The 16,768-nt window shown below is 62.5% G+C and carries 13 protein-coding genes; 7 read left to right on the top strand and 6 right to left on the bottom strand.

Annotation, left to right across the window (positions count from 1 at the left end):
* Positions 1–11: 11 nt before the first annotated feature.
* From M0D43_RS17620 to mtgA, 3 genes are read right to left on the bottom strand one after another with little or no spacing between them, the layout of a single operon-like run.
* Positions 12–440, bottom strand: coding sequence for a CBS domain-containing protein (locus M0D43_RS17620; RefSeq protein WP_252162399.1), 429 nt, complete (start codon positions 438–440; stop codon positions 12–14).
* On the bottom strand, positions 400–1,452 hold the full coding sequence (locus M0D43_RS17615) for a glycosyltransferase family 2 protein (RefSeq protein ID WP_425510605.1): 1,053 nt from the start codon (positions 1,450–1,452) through the stop codon (positions 400–402). The genes M0D43_RS17620 and M0D43_RS17615 overlap by 41 nt, the downstream gene beginning before the upstream one ends.
* A complete protein-coding gene (mtgA, locus tag M0D43_RS17610; RefSeq protein ID WP_252162398.1) occupies positions 1,449–2,186 on the bottom strand; it encodes a monofunctional biosynthetic peptidoglycan transglycosylase in 738 nt (245 codons plus the stop codon). Before mtgA ends, M0D43_RS17615 begins: the two co-directional genes overlap by 4 nt.
* A gap of 75 nt (positions 2,187–2,261) precedes the next feature.
* On the opposite strand from mtgA, the gene hslO reads away from it, so the two are divergent.
* The 3 genes from hslO to M0D43_RS17595 all read left to right on the top strand — a co-directional run bounded on the left by hslO (position 2,262) and on the right by M0D43_RS17595 (position 7,238).
* Entirely contained in the window at positions 2,262–3,152 is an 891-nt protein-coding gene (gene hslO, locus M0D43_RS17605) for an Hsp33 family molecular chaperone HslO (protein WP_252162397.1), read from the top strand.
* 153 nt (positions 3,153–3,305) lie between these two features.
* Positions 3,306–4,142: an XOO1806 family protein gene (locus M0D43_RS17600; RefSeq protein ID WP_252162396.1), complete on the top strand. Its 837-nt coding sequence runs from the start codon at positions 3,306–3,308 to the stop codon at positions 4,140–4,142.
* 243 nt (positions 4,143–4,385) lie between these two features.
* Positions 4,386–7,238, top strand: coding sequence for a TonB-dependent receptor domain-containing protein (locus M0D43_RS17595; RefSeq protein ID WP_252162395.1), 2,853 nt, complete (start codon positions 4,386–4,388; stop codon positions 7,236–7,238).
* A gap of 114 nt (positions 7,239–7,352) precedes the next feature.
* Here the strand turns inward: M0D43_RS17595 and M0D43_RS17590 are convergent, their stop codons facing one another.
* Positions 7,353–7,961, bottom strand: a complete 609-nt coding sequence (locus tag M0D43_RS17590) for a TetR/AcrR family transcriptional regulator (protein WP_065466941.1) — start codon at positions 7,959–7,961, stop codon at positions 7,353–7,355.
* Between the two features lie 136 nt (positions 7,962–8,097).
* Between M0D43_RS17590 and M0D43_RS17585 the strand changes: the two genes are divergently transcribed.
* Entirely contained in the window at positions 8,098–9,021 is a 924-nt protein-coding gene (locus tag M0D43_RS17585) for an alpha/beta fold hydrolase (RefSeq protein ID WP_252162394.1), read from the top strand.
* Positions 9,018–11,492 carry an acyl-CoA dehydrogenase gene (locus M0D43_RS17580; protein WP_252162393.1) on the top strand — a complete coding sequence of 825 codons (2,475 nt, stop codon included), beginning with the start codon at positions 9,018–9,020 and terminating at the stop codon, positions 11,490–11,492. Before M0D43_RS17585 ends, M0D43_RS17580 begins: the two co-directional genes overlap by 4 nt.
* A 292-nt stretch (positions 11,493–11,784) precedes the next feature.
* Here M0D43_RS17580 and M0D43_RS17575 read toward each other — a convergent pair whose 3' ends face one another.
* Entirely contained in the window at positions 11,785–12,138 is a 354-nt protein-coding gene (locus M0D43_RS17575; RefSeq protein ID WP_252162392.1) for a DUF1304 domain-containing protein, read from the bottom strand.
* Between the two features lie 277 nt (positions 12,139–12,415).
* On the bottom strand, positions 12,416–13,777 hold the full coding sequence (locus M0D43_RS17570) for an NTP/NDP exchange transporter (protein ID WP_252162391.1): 1,362 nt from the start codon (positions 13,775–13,777) through the stop codon (positions 12,416–12,418).
* A gap of 332 nt (positions 13,778–14,109) precedes the next feature.
* Between M0D43_RS17570 and M0D43_RS17565 the strand changes: the two genes are divergently transcribed.
* Together M0D43_RS17565 and M0D43_RS17560 are read left to right on the top strand one after the other, a co-directional pair.
* Positions 14,110–15,489 carry a serine hydrolase domain-containing protein gene (locus tag M0D43_RS17565; protein ID WP_484636990.1) on the top strand — a complete coding sequence of 460 codons (1,380 nt, stop codon included), beginning with the start codon at positions 14,110–14,112 and terminating at the stop codon, positions 15,487–15,489.
* Between the two features lie 720 nt (positions 15,490–16,209).
* Entirely contained in the window at positions 16,210–16,641 is a 432-nt protein-coding gene (locus M0D43_RS17560; RefSeq protein WP_260808288.1) for a hypothetical protein, read from the top strand.
* Positions 16,642–16,768: the final 127 nt, after the last annotated feature.

Below are 16,768 nucleotides of genomic sequence, written 5' to 3'. Positions count from 1 at the left end.
CGGCGCCGGCCTCAGCTGGCGATATAGCGCTGCAGTTGATCGATGTCGCGCTGCTGCGTTTCGATCACGGCCTTGACCAGGTCGCCAATCGAAATCACGCCCTGCACGCGGCCGTTTTCGACCACCGGCAGATGCCGAAAGCGCCCATCGGTCATCAGTTGCATGCAGCGCTCCACGGTGTCCGACGGCGACACCGTGACCACCTCGGCGCTCATGATCTCCGCGACGCTGGTGGTCGAAGATGAGCGATCGCGCAGCACCACTTTGCGCGCGTAGTCGCGTTCGGAGACGATCCCGATCAGGCGCGGCCCATCCATCACCAACACCGCGCCAATCGCCTTCTCGGCCATCAAGCGAATCGCCTCGATCACTGCGGCATCGGCCGCAACTGCAAAAACCTCAACCTGTTTGGTCCCCAACAGCTGTCGTACGGTCTGCATGGCCCGCTCCGCGCATTGTCTGGTCGCTCCAGCCTACTCCCACCGCGCCGCGGTGGGTATCGACCAGATACAACGGGCGCTGCTTGGCCTCGTCGTATAACCGGCCCAGGTATTCGCCAATCAGCCCTAAGGCAATCAGCTGGATGCCGCCCAGAAACAGGATCACCGACATCATGGTCGGCCAACCCGCCACCGGGTCGCCCACCAGTGCGGCCTTGATGACCACCCAGCCGCCGAACAGAAACGCAAGCAACGCAGTGAGCAGGCCCAGATAAGTCGCCGCCCGCAGCGGCACCGTCGAAAAACTGGTGATGCCGTCGAGTGCGAAATTCCACAGCCGCCATACTGTGAACTTGCTGCTCCCGGATAGACGCGGCGCACGCCGATACGGCAGCGCCACCTGACGAAATCCGACCCAGCCAAACAGCCCCTTCATGAAGCGGTGACGCTCGCGCAGCTGTTGCAGGGCCTCCACCACGCGCGGCGACAGCAAGCGGAAATCGCCGGTATCGGCAGGAATCGGAGTCCGCGACAAGCGCCGGATCACACGATAAAACGCATGCGCGGCGCTACGCTTGAGCCAACTCTCGCCCTCGCGAAACAGCCGCGTGCCGAAGATGTTGTCGTAGCCGCTACGCCACAGCGCAACGAATTCCGGAATCAATTCAGGCGGGTCCTGGCCATCAGCATCCAGCAATACCACCGCACCCGGCAGCACATGATCCAGCCCCGCAGAAATCGCTAACTCCTTGCCGAAATTGCGCGACAGCCGCACCGCACTTACGTTGGCATCGGCTTCGGTGAGCGCATGCAACACGTCCCAGGTGCCATCGGTACTGCCGTCGTCGACATACAGCACATGCGTCTGCAACCCATGCAATTGTGCCAATACTGCGCACAGGCGCGGATGCAGCAGAGGAATGCTGGTTTCTTCGTTGAAAGCCGCGATGACCACGGTCAGGCGCTCAGGAGCGACCGGCGGTTGGACAGTATCGATCGTGATCACCCTCATGGTGCCTGCAGATAGGCAGGGCCACCCAACTGGCGCGCCTGCCGCTGGATCCATGCGGCACGCTGCTGCACGAATGCACCGGGACGGCGCGCATCGTAACGCCGTGGCGATGGCAATACCGCTGCCAGGCGCGCTGATTCGGTCGGCGACAAACCTGCCGCATCCTTGCCCCAGAACTGCTGGGCAGCCGCTTGCGCGCCGTACACGCCGTCGCCGAATTCGGCCACGTTGAGATACATCTCCAAGATACGGTGTTTGGGCCAGAACAGCTCGATCAAGACCGTGTACCAGGCTTCCAGGCCCTTGCGCACCCAACTGCGGCCCTGCCACAGGAATACATTCTTGGCGACCTGCTGACTGATGGTGCTGGCGCCACGCACGCGCCCGCCACGGGCATTGTGATCGCGCGCTTTCTCGATCGCCTGTAGATCGAAGCCGTGGTGCATCGGGAACTGCTGATCCTCCGCAGCGACCACCGAAATCGGCAGGCTGGCGGCGATTTTGTCGTAATCACGCCATTGCTGATGCAGCGAAAAGCTCCAGTCGCCCTCCCCGCAGGCTTCCAGATAACGCCCCACCATCATGCTGCTGATCGGTGGATCGACCACCCGCAAGACCAGCACCTGCAGCACGCTCGCGACGGCAAACAACAGCGGTGCCGCCAAGACCCAGCGCAGCCAGCGCCTGCGCCGCGGTGGCGCCACTTGCTTGTCATCCCATGCATCCGTCCCCATTGTTCGCTACGACCTTTCAATCCCGATGCCTGCCGCATTATCCGGCAACACGCGTCCCTTACGTCCGATGTTTCCATGACCGATCACGATCAGCTTTCCCGTTTCCTGCTGCCCACCGCCGGCGTGCGCGGCGTCCATGTGCGCCTGACCAAGGCCTGGCACGACATCCAGGGCGCCGCCGAGTACCCGCCCGCCGCTCGCCAACTGCTTGGCGAAGCGGCCGTGGCCGCGGCACTGTTCACCGGCCACACCAAAGTCGATGGACGTCTGTCGGTACAACTGCGCGGTAACGACACCTTGCGCACCCTGTTTGCCGAATGCACCGCCGCCGGCACCTTGCGCGGCATCGTGCAGCTGGCTGAAGGCGTCGATGCCCCGACCGATCTGCGTGAGCTGGGCGAAGCCGCGCTGCTGGCGATCACCATCGAAAACCCCGGCCTGGACCCGCGCGAGCCGCAGCGCTACCAGAGCCTGGTCGGCATGCAGGCAGCGGACCTGGCCGAAGCCTTCGAAAGCTATTTCCAGCAGTCCGAACAGCTGCCGACGCGCCTGTTGCTGGCCGCCGGCCCGGATCAGGCTGCCGGCCTGTTGTTGCAGAAGCTCCCCGGCGACGAGGGCGATAACGATGGCTGGACCCGGATCGGCGCCCTGTTCGATACCCTGGGTGCACCGGAGCTGCTCTCGGTCGCCAGCCAAGATCTGCTGCACCGCCTGTTCCACGAAGAAGAGCCGCAGTTGCTCGGCAGCAAGCCGCTCAGCTTCGGTTGCTCCTGCTCGCGTGAGCGGGTCGCCTCGATGCTGCAATCGCTGGGCGAGGAAGAGGCGCGCGCGGCCGCCGAGGCGACTGGTGACGTCGAGGTGCGCTGCGAATTCTGTGGCCGTGAGTATCACTTTCCGTTGACCGCACTGGACGTACTTTTCAGCGCAGCACAACCCTCGCAGGAAGCGCCGGAAAGGTTGCAATAGAGAGGATGAGGGTTGCGTTTCGGGGGAAGGCGACCACTTGTTAAATAATCATAAACACCCTAGCATCCTCCTTGCCCGCTCTCGGGAACTTAACAACTGCCCCTGGGTCTGACCTCTGGTATGCGATACCTACCGCGCCTCCCGCTAGCTTTGATGGTTGCCCTCGCGGTGGCCACAGGCGTGCACGCGCAGTCGGCGCAGCAGCAGTTGCACGAAAGCACGATCCTGCCGGTGTGGAACAAGGGCAGCGGCAAGGTGGAAGCCTTTCTATACCTGGAGCCGACCGGCGAGCAGAAAGCCGGTGCGCGCTGGCATTTCGGTCGCAACTCGCTCGATGCCGCGTTTGGCTTGACCTCCGGCGACTCGCTCGGCCTGCTCTGCAACAGCAGCCGCGGCACCAACATCAGCGGTCTTGCCAGCCATTGCCTGCTTGCAGGCATCGGCGATGACGAAGAAGACAGCGCGGCTGCATCGCGGCGTCTCTCCGGCACGCTGGGCTTCAATCGCGGCAGTGGTCGCGTTGGCGTTACGGCCGGCACCGGTCGCGACACCCTGCCCGCCTGGCTGATCGGCGCCGGTAAGGCTCCACTGACGCGTGTCGAGCAAAACGACCTCACCGTCTTCGGGCAGAAGAACATCGGCCGCGAGGGCTTCGTCTCGATCGGCGGCACTTACGCACGTGCGCGCCTGGTACCGCTGGCCGACGTATCACCCGCCATCGCTGACCAATGGGACAGCAAGACCCTGAGCGTTGGCGGTGGCTACGGCGCCTTCAGCGCCAACGTCATCGGCCGCGTCGTCGACGTTCCCGGCCAGCCCGAGAAGTGGGAAGGTCTGGGCCTGGGCCTGACCTGGCGCACTCCCTGGAGCGGCCAGCTCACCGTCGGCGCCGAGAACGTCATTTCCCGCGGCAAGAACCCGTTCGCACCGAGCAACGAGAGCAACAGCGACGGGACCGTTCCGTATGTCAGATACGAGCAAGACCTGTAACCCACTGATTCCAGAGCATTTCACGAGACGCCATCGGCCTGCAGCCGGTGGCGTTTTTCGTTGCCGATCACGCGTCCGGCCGCCACTTTCACAACCTCCTTCTTTTTCGTTAACGGGACTTTAATTTCTCTCGCAACGCATATACCATCGGTTCACCCTGACGTTTTGGATCCGCTTTTTTCGGAACCCCCGACAGGCAAAACAACCCTTGGCAGTACCCAAGATCACTTGGAGAGAGAGCTAATGAATTGCAAGTCCAACAAGCTGCGCGATGCCGTTGTCCTCGCGCTCGTCGTGGGCGTGGGCGGTACCGGCACCGCCATCGCCCAGGAAGCTGGCACCACCAACCTCGACAAGATCGAAGTGACGGGTTCGCGCATTAAGCGCGCCGACGTCGAAACATCGCAGCCGGTCTTTAGCATGAGCCGTCAGCAGATCGAGTCGCAGGGCTTGACCTCGATCGGCGATGTGATCCAAAACATCGCAACCAATGGTTCTGCCCTTAACACTAACGTCAACAACGGTGGCAACGGCGAAACCCGCGTCAACCTGCGTAACCTCGGCTCCAACCGCACCCTGGTGCTGGTCAATGGTCGCCGCTGGGTTGGTGGTACCGGTCTGGGCGGTGCAGTCGACCTGAACACGATTCCGACTGCTGCCGTCGAGCGCATCGAAGTCCTGAAGGACGGGGCCTCCACCATTTATGGTTCAGATGCCATCGCCGGCGTCGTCAACATCATCCTGCGCCAGAACTTCGATGGCGCGGAAGCGAACGCCTACTTTGGTCAGTACGACAAGGGTGATGGCAGCCGCGAATCTTACGACTTCACGATCGGCTCGACCGGCGACCGCTGGCACGCCACCCTGGGCGTGGGTTACGTCAAGGAAGAGCCGGTCTGGGCAGGCAATCGCGAGATCTCCGCCGTCCCGGTTTTTGGTGCTGTGCCCCGTACCGGCAACAGCACGACCATTCCGGGTGGACGCTTCGGTATCTTCGGTTCCACCGGCACCGATTCGACCACAGGCGCACCGACGTTTGGCGCAACCCGCTTTAATGGCACGCCCGGCTTCTCGATCACCAACGATGGCGGCACCACATCGCGTAGCTACACCGCGGCCGATAGCTACAACTTCGCCCCCGCCAACTACTTGGTGACGCCGCAGGAGCGTAAGTCGGTATTCGCTGATGCTGGCTTGTCGATCACCGACAATGTCCGTTTCAAGACGACTGTCACTTACAACGAACGCGAGTCGACGCAGGTGCTTGCACCGATGCCGATCGTTCTCGGTCGTTCGGCGCCCGGCACCAACGGTGCTGACATCGTCATTTCAGCTGCAAACATTTACAACAACACCGGCCGCGATATCGACTACATCCAGTATCGCGCTGAGGAAACCGGCGGCCGTATTTTTACCCAGAACGTGAAAACGTTCGGCTTCAACGGTGCATTCGAAGGTGACTTCGAAGTTGGTCAGCGCTTCTTCAGTTGGGAAGCAGGCATGTTCTACGGCAAGAACGACCAGACCGAGCGCACCACCGGTCTGTTCAACATTTCGGCGCTGCGTAACGCGCTCGGTCCGTCGTTCGTCGACGCTTCCGGCACGGCGCGCTGCGGCACTGCTGCAAGCACCATTGATGGCTGCGTTCCGATGGACATGCTCCACGGGCCCGGGTCGCTCACTCCGGAAATGCTGCGTTACGCAGGCTTCAATGCCCATGACCTTTATGGCTATGAGCAAAAGACCTATTACGGCAACGTCGGTGGCGAACTCTTCGATATGCAGGGAGGCGCGTTCGCTTTCTCGTTGGGTGTCGAGCACCGCGAAGAGTCCGGTTTCGACGATCCGGATGCGCTGATCAATTCCGGCGATACCACCGGCAACGCACGCACCGCCACCAATGGTGGTTACAAGCTTGACGAAGCCTATCTGGAATTGGCCGTGCCGCTTCTCGCCGATCTGCCCGGCGCTCAGCTGCTGGACTTCAGCCTGGCTACCCGTTACTCGGACTACAGCAACTTCGGCGATACTACTAACAGCAAGTTCGGTTTCCGCTGGAAGCCGATCACTGACTTGATGATCCGCGGTAACTGGTCGCAAGGCTTCCGTGCACCTTCGATCAGCGAATTGTTCCAGGGCGTCAGCGATACGTTCGAAGACGTCCGCGACCCTTGCGCAGGCTCGTACGATACTGGCGCCGTGAATACCTCGCGTCCTGGCTCTTGCGGCTCGGTTCCGGCCTACGCACAAGCAAACCCACAGGTCCGTACTGCGACGGGTGGAAACCAGCGTTTGAAGCCTGAAACGTCCACCTCCAAGACGTTGGGCTTTGTTTTCAGCCCGGGTTGGGTGACTGGCCTGGATGTTTCGCTCGATTGGTGGAACATTCAGATCGAAGATGCGATCGATACTCAGACCGTGCAAGAAACGCTCAACAGCTGCTACTTGGCTGGCGTAGCGAACTCCTGCTCTCTCATCCAGCGTGAAGCCACCGGCGAAATTTCAAACCTGCTGGCGGTACCGAACAACATCGCCAGAATCGAAGCAGAAGGCTACGACCTGACGCTTGGTTACCGCCTGCCCGATACGGCCTGGGGCAATTTCAGTTTCGTGTGGGATTCGACCTACCTCAGCAAGTTCGTGGTTGAGAAGCCGCTTCAGGATCCGGAAACGCGCGTTGGCCTGTATCGGGGCGGCTCGGCTCAGGATAATAACTGGCGCATCCGCTCCAACCTGATGGCCAATTGGGAATTGGGCGACATCGGTAGCTCCGTGGCAATGCGTTACTACAGCTCTCAGGTCGAGAACTGCACCGGCGCCAACGTCAGCAACCCGGTCAATATTGGCTTGCTTTGCTCGGATCCGAATCGTGTCACCAGCGCAGGTGCAGCACCTCGCAACCACATCCCGAGCGTTACCTATACCGATATCAGTGCGTACTGGAAGGCACCGTGGAATGCGCGTGTAACGGTCGGCGTCAACAACGCGTTCGATCGGGATCCGCCGCAATCTGCTACGGCTTTCGCAAATAGCTTCGATCCGCAGTACGAAATTCCGGGTCGTTTCTACTACATGCGCTACACCCAGAAGTTCTGATAAGCAGTTTGGAAAAGCAGTAACCAAAAGGCCGCGATTCGAAAGAATCGCGGCCTTTTCGTTAGCCCTCATTCTCCTAAAACACCCCGTCGGATGCTACGCACGCCGAATTACTCACCCCGGAATCAACGTCTGGATCACATGCTCAACATACGCCTCGAAGTCTTCGCGGGCCTGCTTGGGCTGTTGCAGTTGCAGTGAAAGCTGCAGAAAGCCGACGTAGGCGGCGTACGCCAGGCGCGCGCGGTGCTGGGCGTCGGTGCGGGACAGGCCCGCCTGCCGGAAGGAGGCGATGAGGTAATCGAGGCGGCGTTGCGAGACGCGGTCGATGACCGGGCGTACGGCCGGGTGGTCGAGTGCCTTGAGCAGTTCACTGTAGATGACGTGCGGTTTGACCTCGTGCGCAACCAGCTGGAACAGCGCGCGCAAGCGAGCGCTAGGGTCGGGGACGTCTTCCAGGCTGCCGAACACTTCCTTTTGTTCGAAGATTTCCCAACGCTCGAGAGCGGCCTGCAGCAAGGCATCGCGCGAGGGGAAGTGCCAGTAAAAACTGCCCTTGGTAACGCCAAGTCGGCGCGCCAGCGGCTCCACGGCGACCGCGCCCACGCCTTGTTCGGCGATCAGGTCAAGCGCGGCCTGTGCCCAGTCGTCCGCACTGAGGCGGTTGCCGCGACCAGAGCTGGCGCGGGGTGTGGTGAGGCTGGAGTCGATGGTGTCGTTCATAGCGCGATTTAACCATACGCTTGAGTCAGTTGCAGTATGCATCACGCAATTGACATACAAGCGCCATGATTCAATAGCTTAACCGTCCATACGATTGAGTATTGACAGGCACCGACGTGCATCCATACCATTAAGTATGGTTATCTCACCTTCTAGCCTCGCCTCCACTGCGTCAGTGTCCAGCGTCAACGCTGGTGATGCAGTGCTCGCCGTGTCGCTGCAGGGTGCCGAACACGCACCGACGGTGTTGTTCGCGCATGGCTTTGGACAGACCCGCCATGCATGGCAAAGCACTGCCGCGACGTTGGCTCAGAGAGGCTACCGGACGCTGTCATACGACGCGCGCGGGCATGGCGATTCGAGCGTCAATGCAGTGGACCTGCCCTACTCGGCAACGCAGTTCACCGACGATCTGATCGTGCTGGCCGGCGAACAGCCCGAACCGCCGGTGCTGGTCGCCGCATCGATGGGCGGCTTGTTCGGGTTGTTGGCAGAAGCGCGTTGGCCTGGGTTGTTTCGCGCGATCGTGCTGGTCGACATCACGCCCCGTTGGGATACCACAGGTGTGGAGCGCATCCTGCGCTTCATGACCGCGCATCCGGACGGTTTCGCATCGCTGGATGCGGCCGCTGATGTGATCGGTGTGTATCTGCCGCACCGCCCGCGCAAAACGGCAGGGCAATTGCAGGCATTGCTACGACAGCGTGCTGATGGGCGTTGGCACTGGCACTGGGATCCGCGCTTGGTCGACGAGCTGGCCGGCCAGGATGCGCAGCTGCAGCAGCACGCGTTGCTGCATGCGGCGGCACAGGTGCGTTGCCCAATGCTCCTGATCAGCGGCGGACGCAGCGACTTGGTCACGCCGGCCAACATCGCCGAATTTCTCTCCATCGCGCCGCATGCGCAGCACGTGCATCTGCCAGATGCCACGCACATGCTGGCCGGCGACGACAACACCACCTTTACCGCCACCGTGTTGCATTATCTGGACGCACTGCCCTCGGTTGGCACCATTGCAGCGTCCAACATCACCGAGCATGTCACTGGAGCAAGACCATGAGCATCGTTGCACCGTTCCTCCTCGTCATCCTGGCGGCGGGCATCGCTGCCTATCACCGCATGCGCCTTGCCACCTGGGTTGCGATCAGCGCCTGCGTGCTGGTGGCGTGCTGGCTGCTGAATGCGAACCTCGTCGCCACCATCGTCGCCGCGGCGCTGGTGGTGCTGGTTTCCGCTCCGGTGCTGTTGCCGTTCCTGCGCAAGCCGTTGCTGACCACGCCCCTGATGGCGTTCTTCCGCAAGGTGCTGCCGCCGCTGTCGCAGACCGAGCGCATCGCGCTGGAAACCGGCTCGGTCGGCTTCGAGGGCGAGCTGTTCACCGGCGACCCGGATTGGCAGAAGCTGCTCAACTATCCCAAGCCGCAGTTGACCGCCGAGGAGCAGGCCTTCCTGGACGGGCCGGTGGAAGAGCTGTGCAAGATGGTCAACGACTGGGAAATCACCCACGTCCACGCCGACCTGCCGCCGGAGCTGTGGGACTTCATCAAGAAGAACAAGTTCTTCGGCATGATCATTCCCAAGCAGTACGGGGGCCTGGGGTTCAGCGCGCTGGCGCACCACAAGGTGATCCAGAAACTGTCCTCGATTTCCAGCGTGGTCAGTTCCACCGTCGGTGTGCCGAACTCGCTCGGACCGGGTGAGCTGCTGCTGCATTACGGCACCCCGGAACAGAAAGACTATTACCTGCCGCGTCTGGCAATCGGTGCCGAAGTGCCGTGCTTCGGCCTGACCGGCCCGTTCGCCGGCTCCGATGCGACCTCGATCCCGGACTACGGCATCGTCTGCAAGGGCGAGTGGAACGGCGCCAACGTGCTCGGCGTCAAGCTCACCTTCGACAAGCGTTACATCACCCTGGCACCGGTGGCGTCGTTGATCGGCCTGGCGTTCCGCGCCTACGACCCGGACGGCCTGATCGGCGACAAGAAGGACATCGGCATCACCCTGGCGTTGCTGCCGCGCGAAACCCCCGGCGTTGAAATCGGCCGTCGCCACTTCCCCTTGAACTCGCCGTTCCAGAACGGCCCGATCCATGGCGAAGAAGTGTTCATCCCGCTGAGCCAGTTGATCGGCGGCGTGGAAATGGTGGGCAAGGGCTGGAACATGCTCAACGAGTGTCTGGCGGTGGGTCGTTCGATCACTCTGCCTTCCACCGCCAGCGGTGGCGGCAAGTATGCGGCGGTGGTGACCGGTGCGTATGCGCGCATCCGCAAGCAGTTCGGGCTGTCGGTCGGTCGCTTCGAGGGCGTGGAAGAAGCGCTGGCGCGCATCGGCGGCAAGGCGTATGCGATCAGTGCGCTGGCGCAGGCCACTGCCGCAGCGGTCGACCGTGGCGACGTGCCATCGGTGCCGTCGGCGATTGCCAAGTACCACTGCACCACCATGGGCCGCGAAGTGGTCAGCGACATGATGGACGTGATCGGCGGCAAGGGCATCATCCTGGGGCCGCGCAACTTCGCCGGCCGCGCCTGGCAGGCCGCGCCGATCGGCGTGACCGTGGAAGGCGCCAACATCATGACCCGCAGCCTGCTGATCTTCGGCCAGGGCGCGATCTTGTGCCATCCGTGGGTGATGAAGGAAATGCAGGCGGCGCAGGATCCGGATACGCGCCGCGGTCTGGAAGAGTTCGACCAGAGCCTGTTCGGGCATATCCGCTTCGGCATTTCCAACGCCGTGCGTTCGTTCTGGTTCGGCCTGACCGGTGCGCGCATCGGCGCAGCGCCGGGCGATGCATACACGCGTCGCTTCTTCCGCAAGCTGGATCGCTACTCGGCCAACCTGGCATTGATGGCTGATGTGTCGATGCTGATGCTGGGCGGCAAGTTGAAGTTCAAGGAATCGTTGTCCGGTCGCCTGGGCGATGTGCTGAGCCATATCTACATGGCCAGCGCGATGCTCAAGCGCTACCACGACGAAGGCGCCCCGGCCACCGACCAGCCGCTGCTGGCCTGGGCGTTCCACGACAGCGTGCACAAGATCGAAACCGCGCTGTCGGCAGCGCTGCGCAACTTCCCGATCCGCCCGGTGGGCTGGCTGATGTGGGTGCTGATCTTCCCGCTGGGCCGTCGCGCCGAAGCGCCCGGCGATCGCCTGGGCCATCGCGTGGCATCGATCCTGATGGCGCCCAACGAAGCGCGCGACCGCCTGGCTCAGGGCGTCTTTCTGACCCCGTGCGCCAACAACCCGGGCGGGCGTATCGCCAGCTATCTGACCAAAGCGGTGATGGCCGAGCCGGTGGAGCGCAAGTTCCTCAAGGCGCTCAAGACCAAGGGCATCGAAGCACTGGATTTCCCGGCGCAGCTGGACGAAGCCGTGGCCGAAGGCGTGCTCACCCTGGACGAGCGCAAGCTGCTGGAAGAGCTGCGCGAGATCATGATGGACACCATCACCGTAGACGACTTCGATCCGCATGAGTTGCGTGCAGCCAGCTTCTACGACAAGCCGCAGGCACAGCAGCCACGCGAAGCCGCGTAAGCCTTGCGCCAAGTTCACAGCAGTGACGACGGCGAGCTTCGGCTCGCCGTCGTTGTTTGTGGAGACGGGTACTGATGCTGGCGCGATCTGCAGCGTCAGCAGACTAGGGTCACGGCAGAAAGAATCGCCCTCCTCGACCCCTTGTCGGACAAGTGCGCAGTGCGGTCAAACGCGTGCCTGCGTTACTCACGCCGTCCGCTGAGAATCGCTAGCTTGCGATGGGGCCAAGAGTGACGCTTCATCGCGGGCGAGCCCGCTCCTACGAGCAAGCAGACACCCTGGCGCAGGTGCGTCAGCGCGGCAGCCACACCAGCGCAAGTGCGATCAATGCCGGCAGTGCCTGCACGAAGAAGATGCGGCGATTGACGCTGTAGGCGCCATAGCAACCTGCTACCACCACGCAGCCCAGGAAGAAGCTCAGCACATCGGCGCGCGCGGCAAGTGCACCCCAGAACAGGCCAGCGGCCAGGAAGCCGTTGTAGAGCCCCTGGTTGGCTGCCAGCACGCGGGTGGCCTGCGCTTTCTCGAGGCTGTTACGGAAGGTCTTCAAGCCCAGCGGATGGGTCCACAGCGCCATTTCCAGCACCAGGATGTAAACGTGCAGCAGTGCGACGCACAGGCCGGCAATGATGGCGAACAGGGACATGGCAGACCGCCTTGGCAAATGGTGCCGCCAGCATAGCTGCGATTGCATGCGTGCTGTTCGGCACGCCTGCACGATTGGCGTGCGCTCAGCGCGACCAGCTCGAGAGGCAGGTCATGTGCGTGGCCGATGCCAGGCGACAACGCGGCATCTCGGACACGCATCTTCCCTGTATGACATGCACCTGTTCAGGGCAGCTGGCAGGGCGCCGTTACCACCACGCTACGCGGGTAGCGTCCATGTTCCGACAAACGCCTGCCGCCGGTTGCCATGGCCGCGCTCATTCGGAAACACGTTTCCCCGTCCCCACATCGCGCTCGGCAGGTAGCTTGCGTGCTTCGCGCAACAGGCCGAACGCGCCAACCGTCATGCCGGTCGCCACGAGCAGCCCGATGCCGAACACCGCGCTGGAACCGAACGCAGACACCAGCTTGTGGACCCAGACAAAGGTGAGATCGCCACCGCGATAGACCACCGTGTCGATCGCCGCACCGGCCTTGTAGCGCCACTCGCGATCCACCCGCGTGTATAGCGTCTCGCGTGCGGGCTTTGCAAGTGCGAATTCGCTGGAGCGGGTAATCACCTGCACGATCGCAATCATCATCGGCAATGGCGACGCCGCCAAAACCGCATAGCCCAGCATGATCGCCACACCCGGGATCACCAACGCCGGCGCGATGCCGAAGCGCGATAGCAGCGCACGCGTCACCAGCAATTGCAGTACCAGCGCCAGTGCATTGATCGCCAGGTCGATGCTGGAGTAATAGGCGGTGGCCGCCGCTGCGTCTGTGTAAAGCCGCCGCACCAGCGCTGCCTGCTCGTTGTAGAGCAAGGTGCCGACGCCCACGCCGAACAACACCATGAAGGCCAGCCAGCGCAACAGCGGCTCGCGCATGATGAGTTTCAGGCCTCCGAGCACATCGCCGCCCATCGGCACTTCGCCGGAGCTCAACTGGCGCTCCTGTTCGTGCGCAACCGCCCACAGCCGCAAACGCAGTACGCAGACCACGCACACGGCCAAGAATCCGGCCGACACCAACATCAGATGTGCAATGCCGATGCGTTCAACCAGTGTGCGGGTGAGGATCGGCCCGAGAAACGCGCCCAAGGTGCCGGCCGCACCGATATACCCGTAATAGCGACGCGCTTGGGCATTGCTGAAGACGTCGGCCATGAAGCTCCAGAACACCGCCACCGCAAACAAGTTGAAGACGGTCACCCACAAGAAAAACGCCATGCCGCGGCCCGGCACACCCGTGTCGAACAATACGTAGAACAGCAGCAGGGTCGCGATGAAAAAGCCATACACCGTCGGCAGGAACACCCGCCGCGGATAGCGGCTGACCAGCGCGCCGTAAACCGGCTGCAGCAGCACCATGATCAGGAAAGCACAGGTAAACAGCACCTGCAGCGTGAAGTCCTTGAGCGGCATGCCGTGCGCGGAGAAGAACGCAATCATGCCGGTCGGGAAGATGGCTTCCACATCGGCCGAGGCGCTCATCGCTTCGCGCACCGGGCGCAACACGTAGTAACCGCTGAGCAGGCAGAAAAAATAGAGAAACGACCACGCCAAGGGCGGCGAGCTTCGCAGCGCCGCGCTGAAACGGCCAGCCGCAGATTGCGGCGTCGAGGAATGAGTCATCGTGTAACGGCCGCCCGCACAAGCGGGCCCGACGGCAAGGACATGGCAGCGGCAGCACCCGCGAAACAAGCGCGCAAGTTAGCCGATGCGGCGCAGCACCACCAGCGCGCAAGCCCAGCACGTTGCGAGCCAGATGCACCCTGCCCAGGCACGCCGCTTGCACCGTGAACAGCAGCAACGGAAAGCGATGCCGCGCCCCCGTCGAATGCTCGATTTCTGAACTTGAAATCATCAATAGGATCAATATGATGCCCATTCATCTTCCGGCAGTTTGTGCTATTGCAAAGCGCGGCGCTAGAATCGCCGGAGGCAGTGGAACAGGCGGGACAACCATGACAGAAATGCGCACGCGCCGACGGTTCCGACCGTTGGCCATCGGGCTGTTCGGGGCGTTATTGCCTCTGGCCCTCTCTTCCACCGCGCAGACACCCGCGCCTACCGCCGCTGCGCTGCAGCCGGCCACCGTTGCGCAGTCGCCCACCGCACCGTTGCCCTATCGCACCTCGCTGCCGGCCAACCACGTGTTGGCACCTGCTGCCGGCTTCGACGTGGCGGCATTTGAATCGATGGCCGACCAGTTGACCTATGGCAACCGCGTGCCCGGCATGGCGATGGCCATCGTGCAGGGCGGCAAGGTGCTCAGCGCGCGCGGCTATGGCGTCACCGACGTCAATCATCCGCAGCCGGTCGATGGCCACACCGTGTTTCGGTTGGCTTCGCTGTCCAAAGCCTTCGCCGGCACCATGGCCGGCCTGCTGGTCAACGATGGCGTGCTGCGCTGGGACAGCAAGGTAGTCGACTACGTGCCGGGCTTCCAGCTCAGCGATAGCACCGCGACCCGCCAGCTCACCGTTGCCGAAGTGCTCAGCCATCGCGTCGGCCTTACTCGTAATGCCTACGACCGCGATATCGAATCCAACGTCGACTACTACTCGCTCAGCCACAAGCTGGCGGCCGCGCCGCTGCGCTGCACACCGGGCGATTGCTACGCGTATCAGAACGTGGCCTTCAGCCTGGTGGGCGATGTGGTATTCGCCGCATCGGGCAGTTTCTACGAGCAATCGGTGGAACGCCGCATTTTCAAGCCGCTGGGCATGAACGATGCCAGCATGGGTCTGGCCGGCATCCAGGCCAGTCCGCACTGGGCACGCCCACACGTGCGCAGCCGCAATGGCTGGGTGTCGCTGACGCCCAAGCCCACTTACTACCGTCTGGCCCCCGCTGCGGGCGTGAACGCCAGCGCCAGCGATATGGCGCAGTGGCTGCTCGCACACACCGGTCATCGCACCGACGTGCTACCTGCGCCGCTGCTGGCAACGCTGCACGCGCCGTTGATCTCCACGCCGGGCGAAATGCGTTCCGGCTGGCGCCACGAGCGCGTGGATGCAGCGAGCTACGCGCTGGGCTGGCGTGTGTTCGATTACGCTGGCCATCAAGTGGTGTTCCATGCTGGTGCGGTGCAGGGCTACCGCGGCCTGGTTGCGCTGCTGCCAGAACGCGATCTGGGAATTGCGATCCTCTGGAACGGCGAAAGTGGTCTGCCCTCGGGCATGCTGCCGACCATCCTGGACCGCGCACTCGGCCTGCCGGCGAAGCGTTGGTTGGACATCGATGTGGACGGCGACTTCGGCAGCGAGAACATGCTGGCAGAGAAGCCCGACCCGGCTGGCAAGGGCGCGTCTTCCGGCAAGTCGGTGGCATCACCGCGCTGAGTGGAAGTGCTGCACTGACGTCGCGTCGGTGACTGCAGGCAGAGGCGGCTTCGGCCGCCTTTGTTGTTTCTGCATGTCCCGATGCGCGGCGGTCGGCTCGCGGAAGGCATACCTGCTGGGCGCGGGAGCGCAAGCCTGTGGATGATCAACACGTTCGGGCTCTTTGGACGCCGCAAGCAACCCGTTGCCAGGAGTCCTACGATTGAGCGGACCTGTTCGACACGCCAAAGTAGAAACTCTAACCGTCAGCGCTAAGGTCTCTCAGCCTGGTCCGCCGCACGGCCTCTATCCTCCGACCTGATGCAGTGCCGGCCCTCCATCAAAGCGGGCCTGCACCGAGCGATCGCGCTTTGCATCGCGCCGTCTTCTCGCATCGTGCCGCCCCGCCCCGCCCCGCCAAGGCATCGGCAAAACTGTCGGAATTTGGTCGGCAGGGTCAAACGATCGCGCGGCAGCATCCACGCTGCCGGTCGGCATGCCACTGGCGACACAGTGCCGAGAACGTGGAACGAGCGACGTCGCTCAGATGGCGGAACCTGCGCCACCTGCCGGCTAGCAACGCCACGCGCCGCGCTGACCACGCCAGTGCCAGGCACATAAAAAAGCTCCCTCCCCGCTGGGCGTCGGGGAGAGAGCTCGATGTTTACGGCGATCGGGTGTTACAAGATTCAGATCAGCGGTGCCGGGGTTGCGGGCAGCGCGACCGGAGCGGCCTTCTTCTTGCGAACGGCCGGCTTCTTCTTGGCGACCTTCTTTACGACCGGCTTCTTGGCAGCGGTCTTCTTGGTGGCGGACTTCTTGGTCGCCTTCTTCGCGACTGCCTTTTTGGCGGTCTTCTTGACGGCTTTCTTGGCGGTCTTCTTCACTGCCTTCTTGGCGGCAGTCTTCTTGGTCGCCTTCTTTGCGGTCTTCTTCACTGCCTTCTTGGCGGCAGCCTTCTTGGTTGCCTTCTTTGCAGTCTTCTTCACTGCCTTCTTGGCGGTTGCCTTCTTTGCAGTCTTCTTGACGGCCTTCTTGGCAGCAGTCTTCTTCACTGCCTTCTTAGCGGTTGCCTTTTTGGCGACCTTCTTGACGGCCTTCTTGGCGGCAGTCTTTTTCACTGCCTTTTTGGCGGTGGGTTTCTTTTTCGCAGCTTTTGCAGTGGCCATGTAATTGGCTCCTCGTCAGTGAACTATGGAGTTGAAACGCCCAGTTGAACCAAACCCGACGACGGCATGCCGTTGTCGGGAACCGTCCGCAGGTAATGCGCGACGGAACGGATACAGAAACACCCGCATCG

It is taken from the genome of Xanthomonas prunicola, assembly GCF_025266575.1.
GTDB lineage: Bacteria > Pseudomonadota > Gammaproteobacteria > Xanthomonadales > Xanthomonadaceae > Xanthomonas > Xanthomonas prunicola.
The sequence above is the reverse complement of the archived record's forward strand: the minus strand, read 5'-3'. Positions and strand labels throughout refer to the sequence as shown.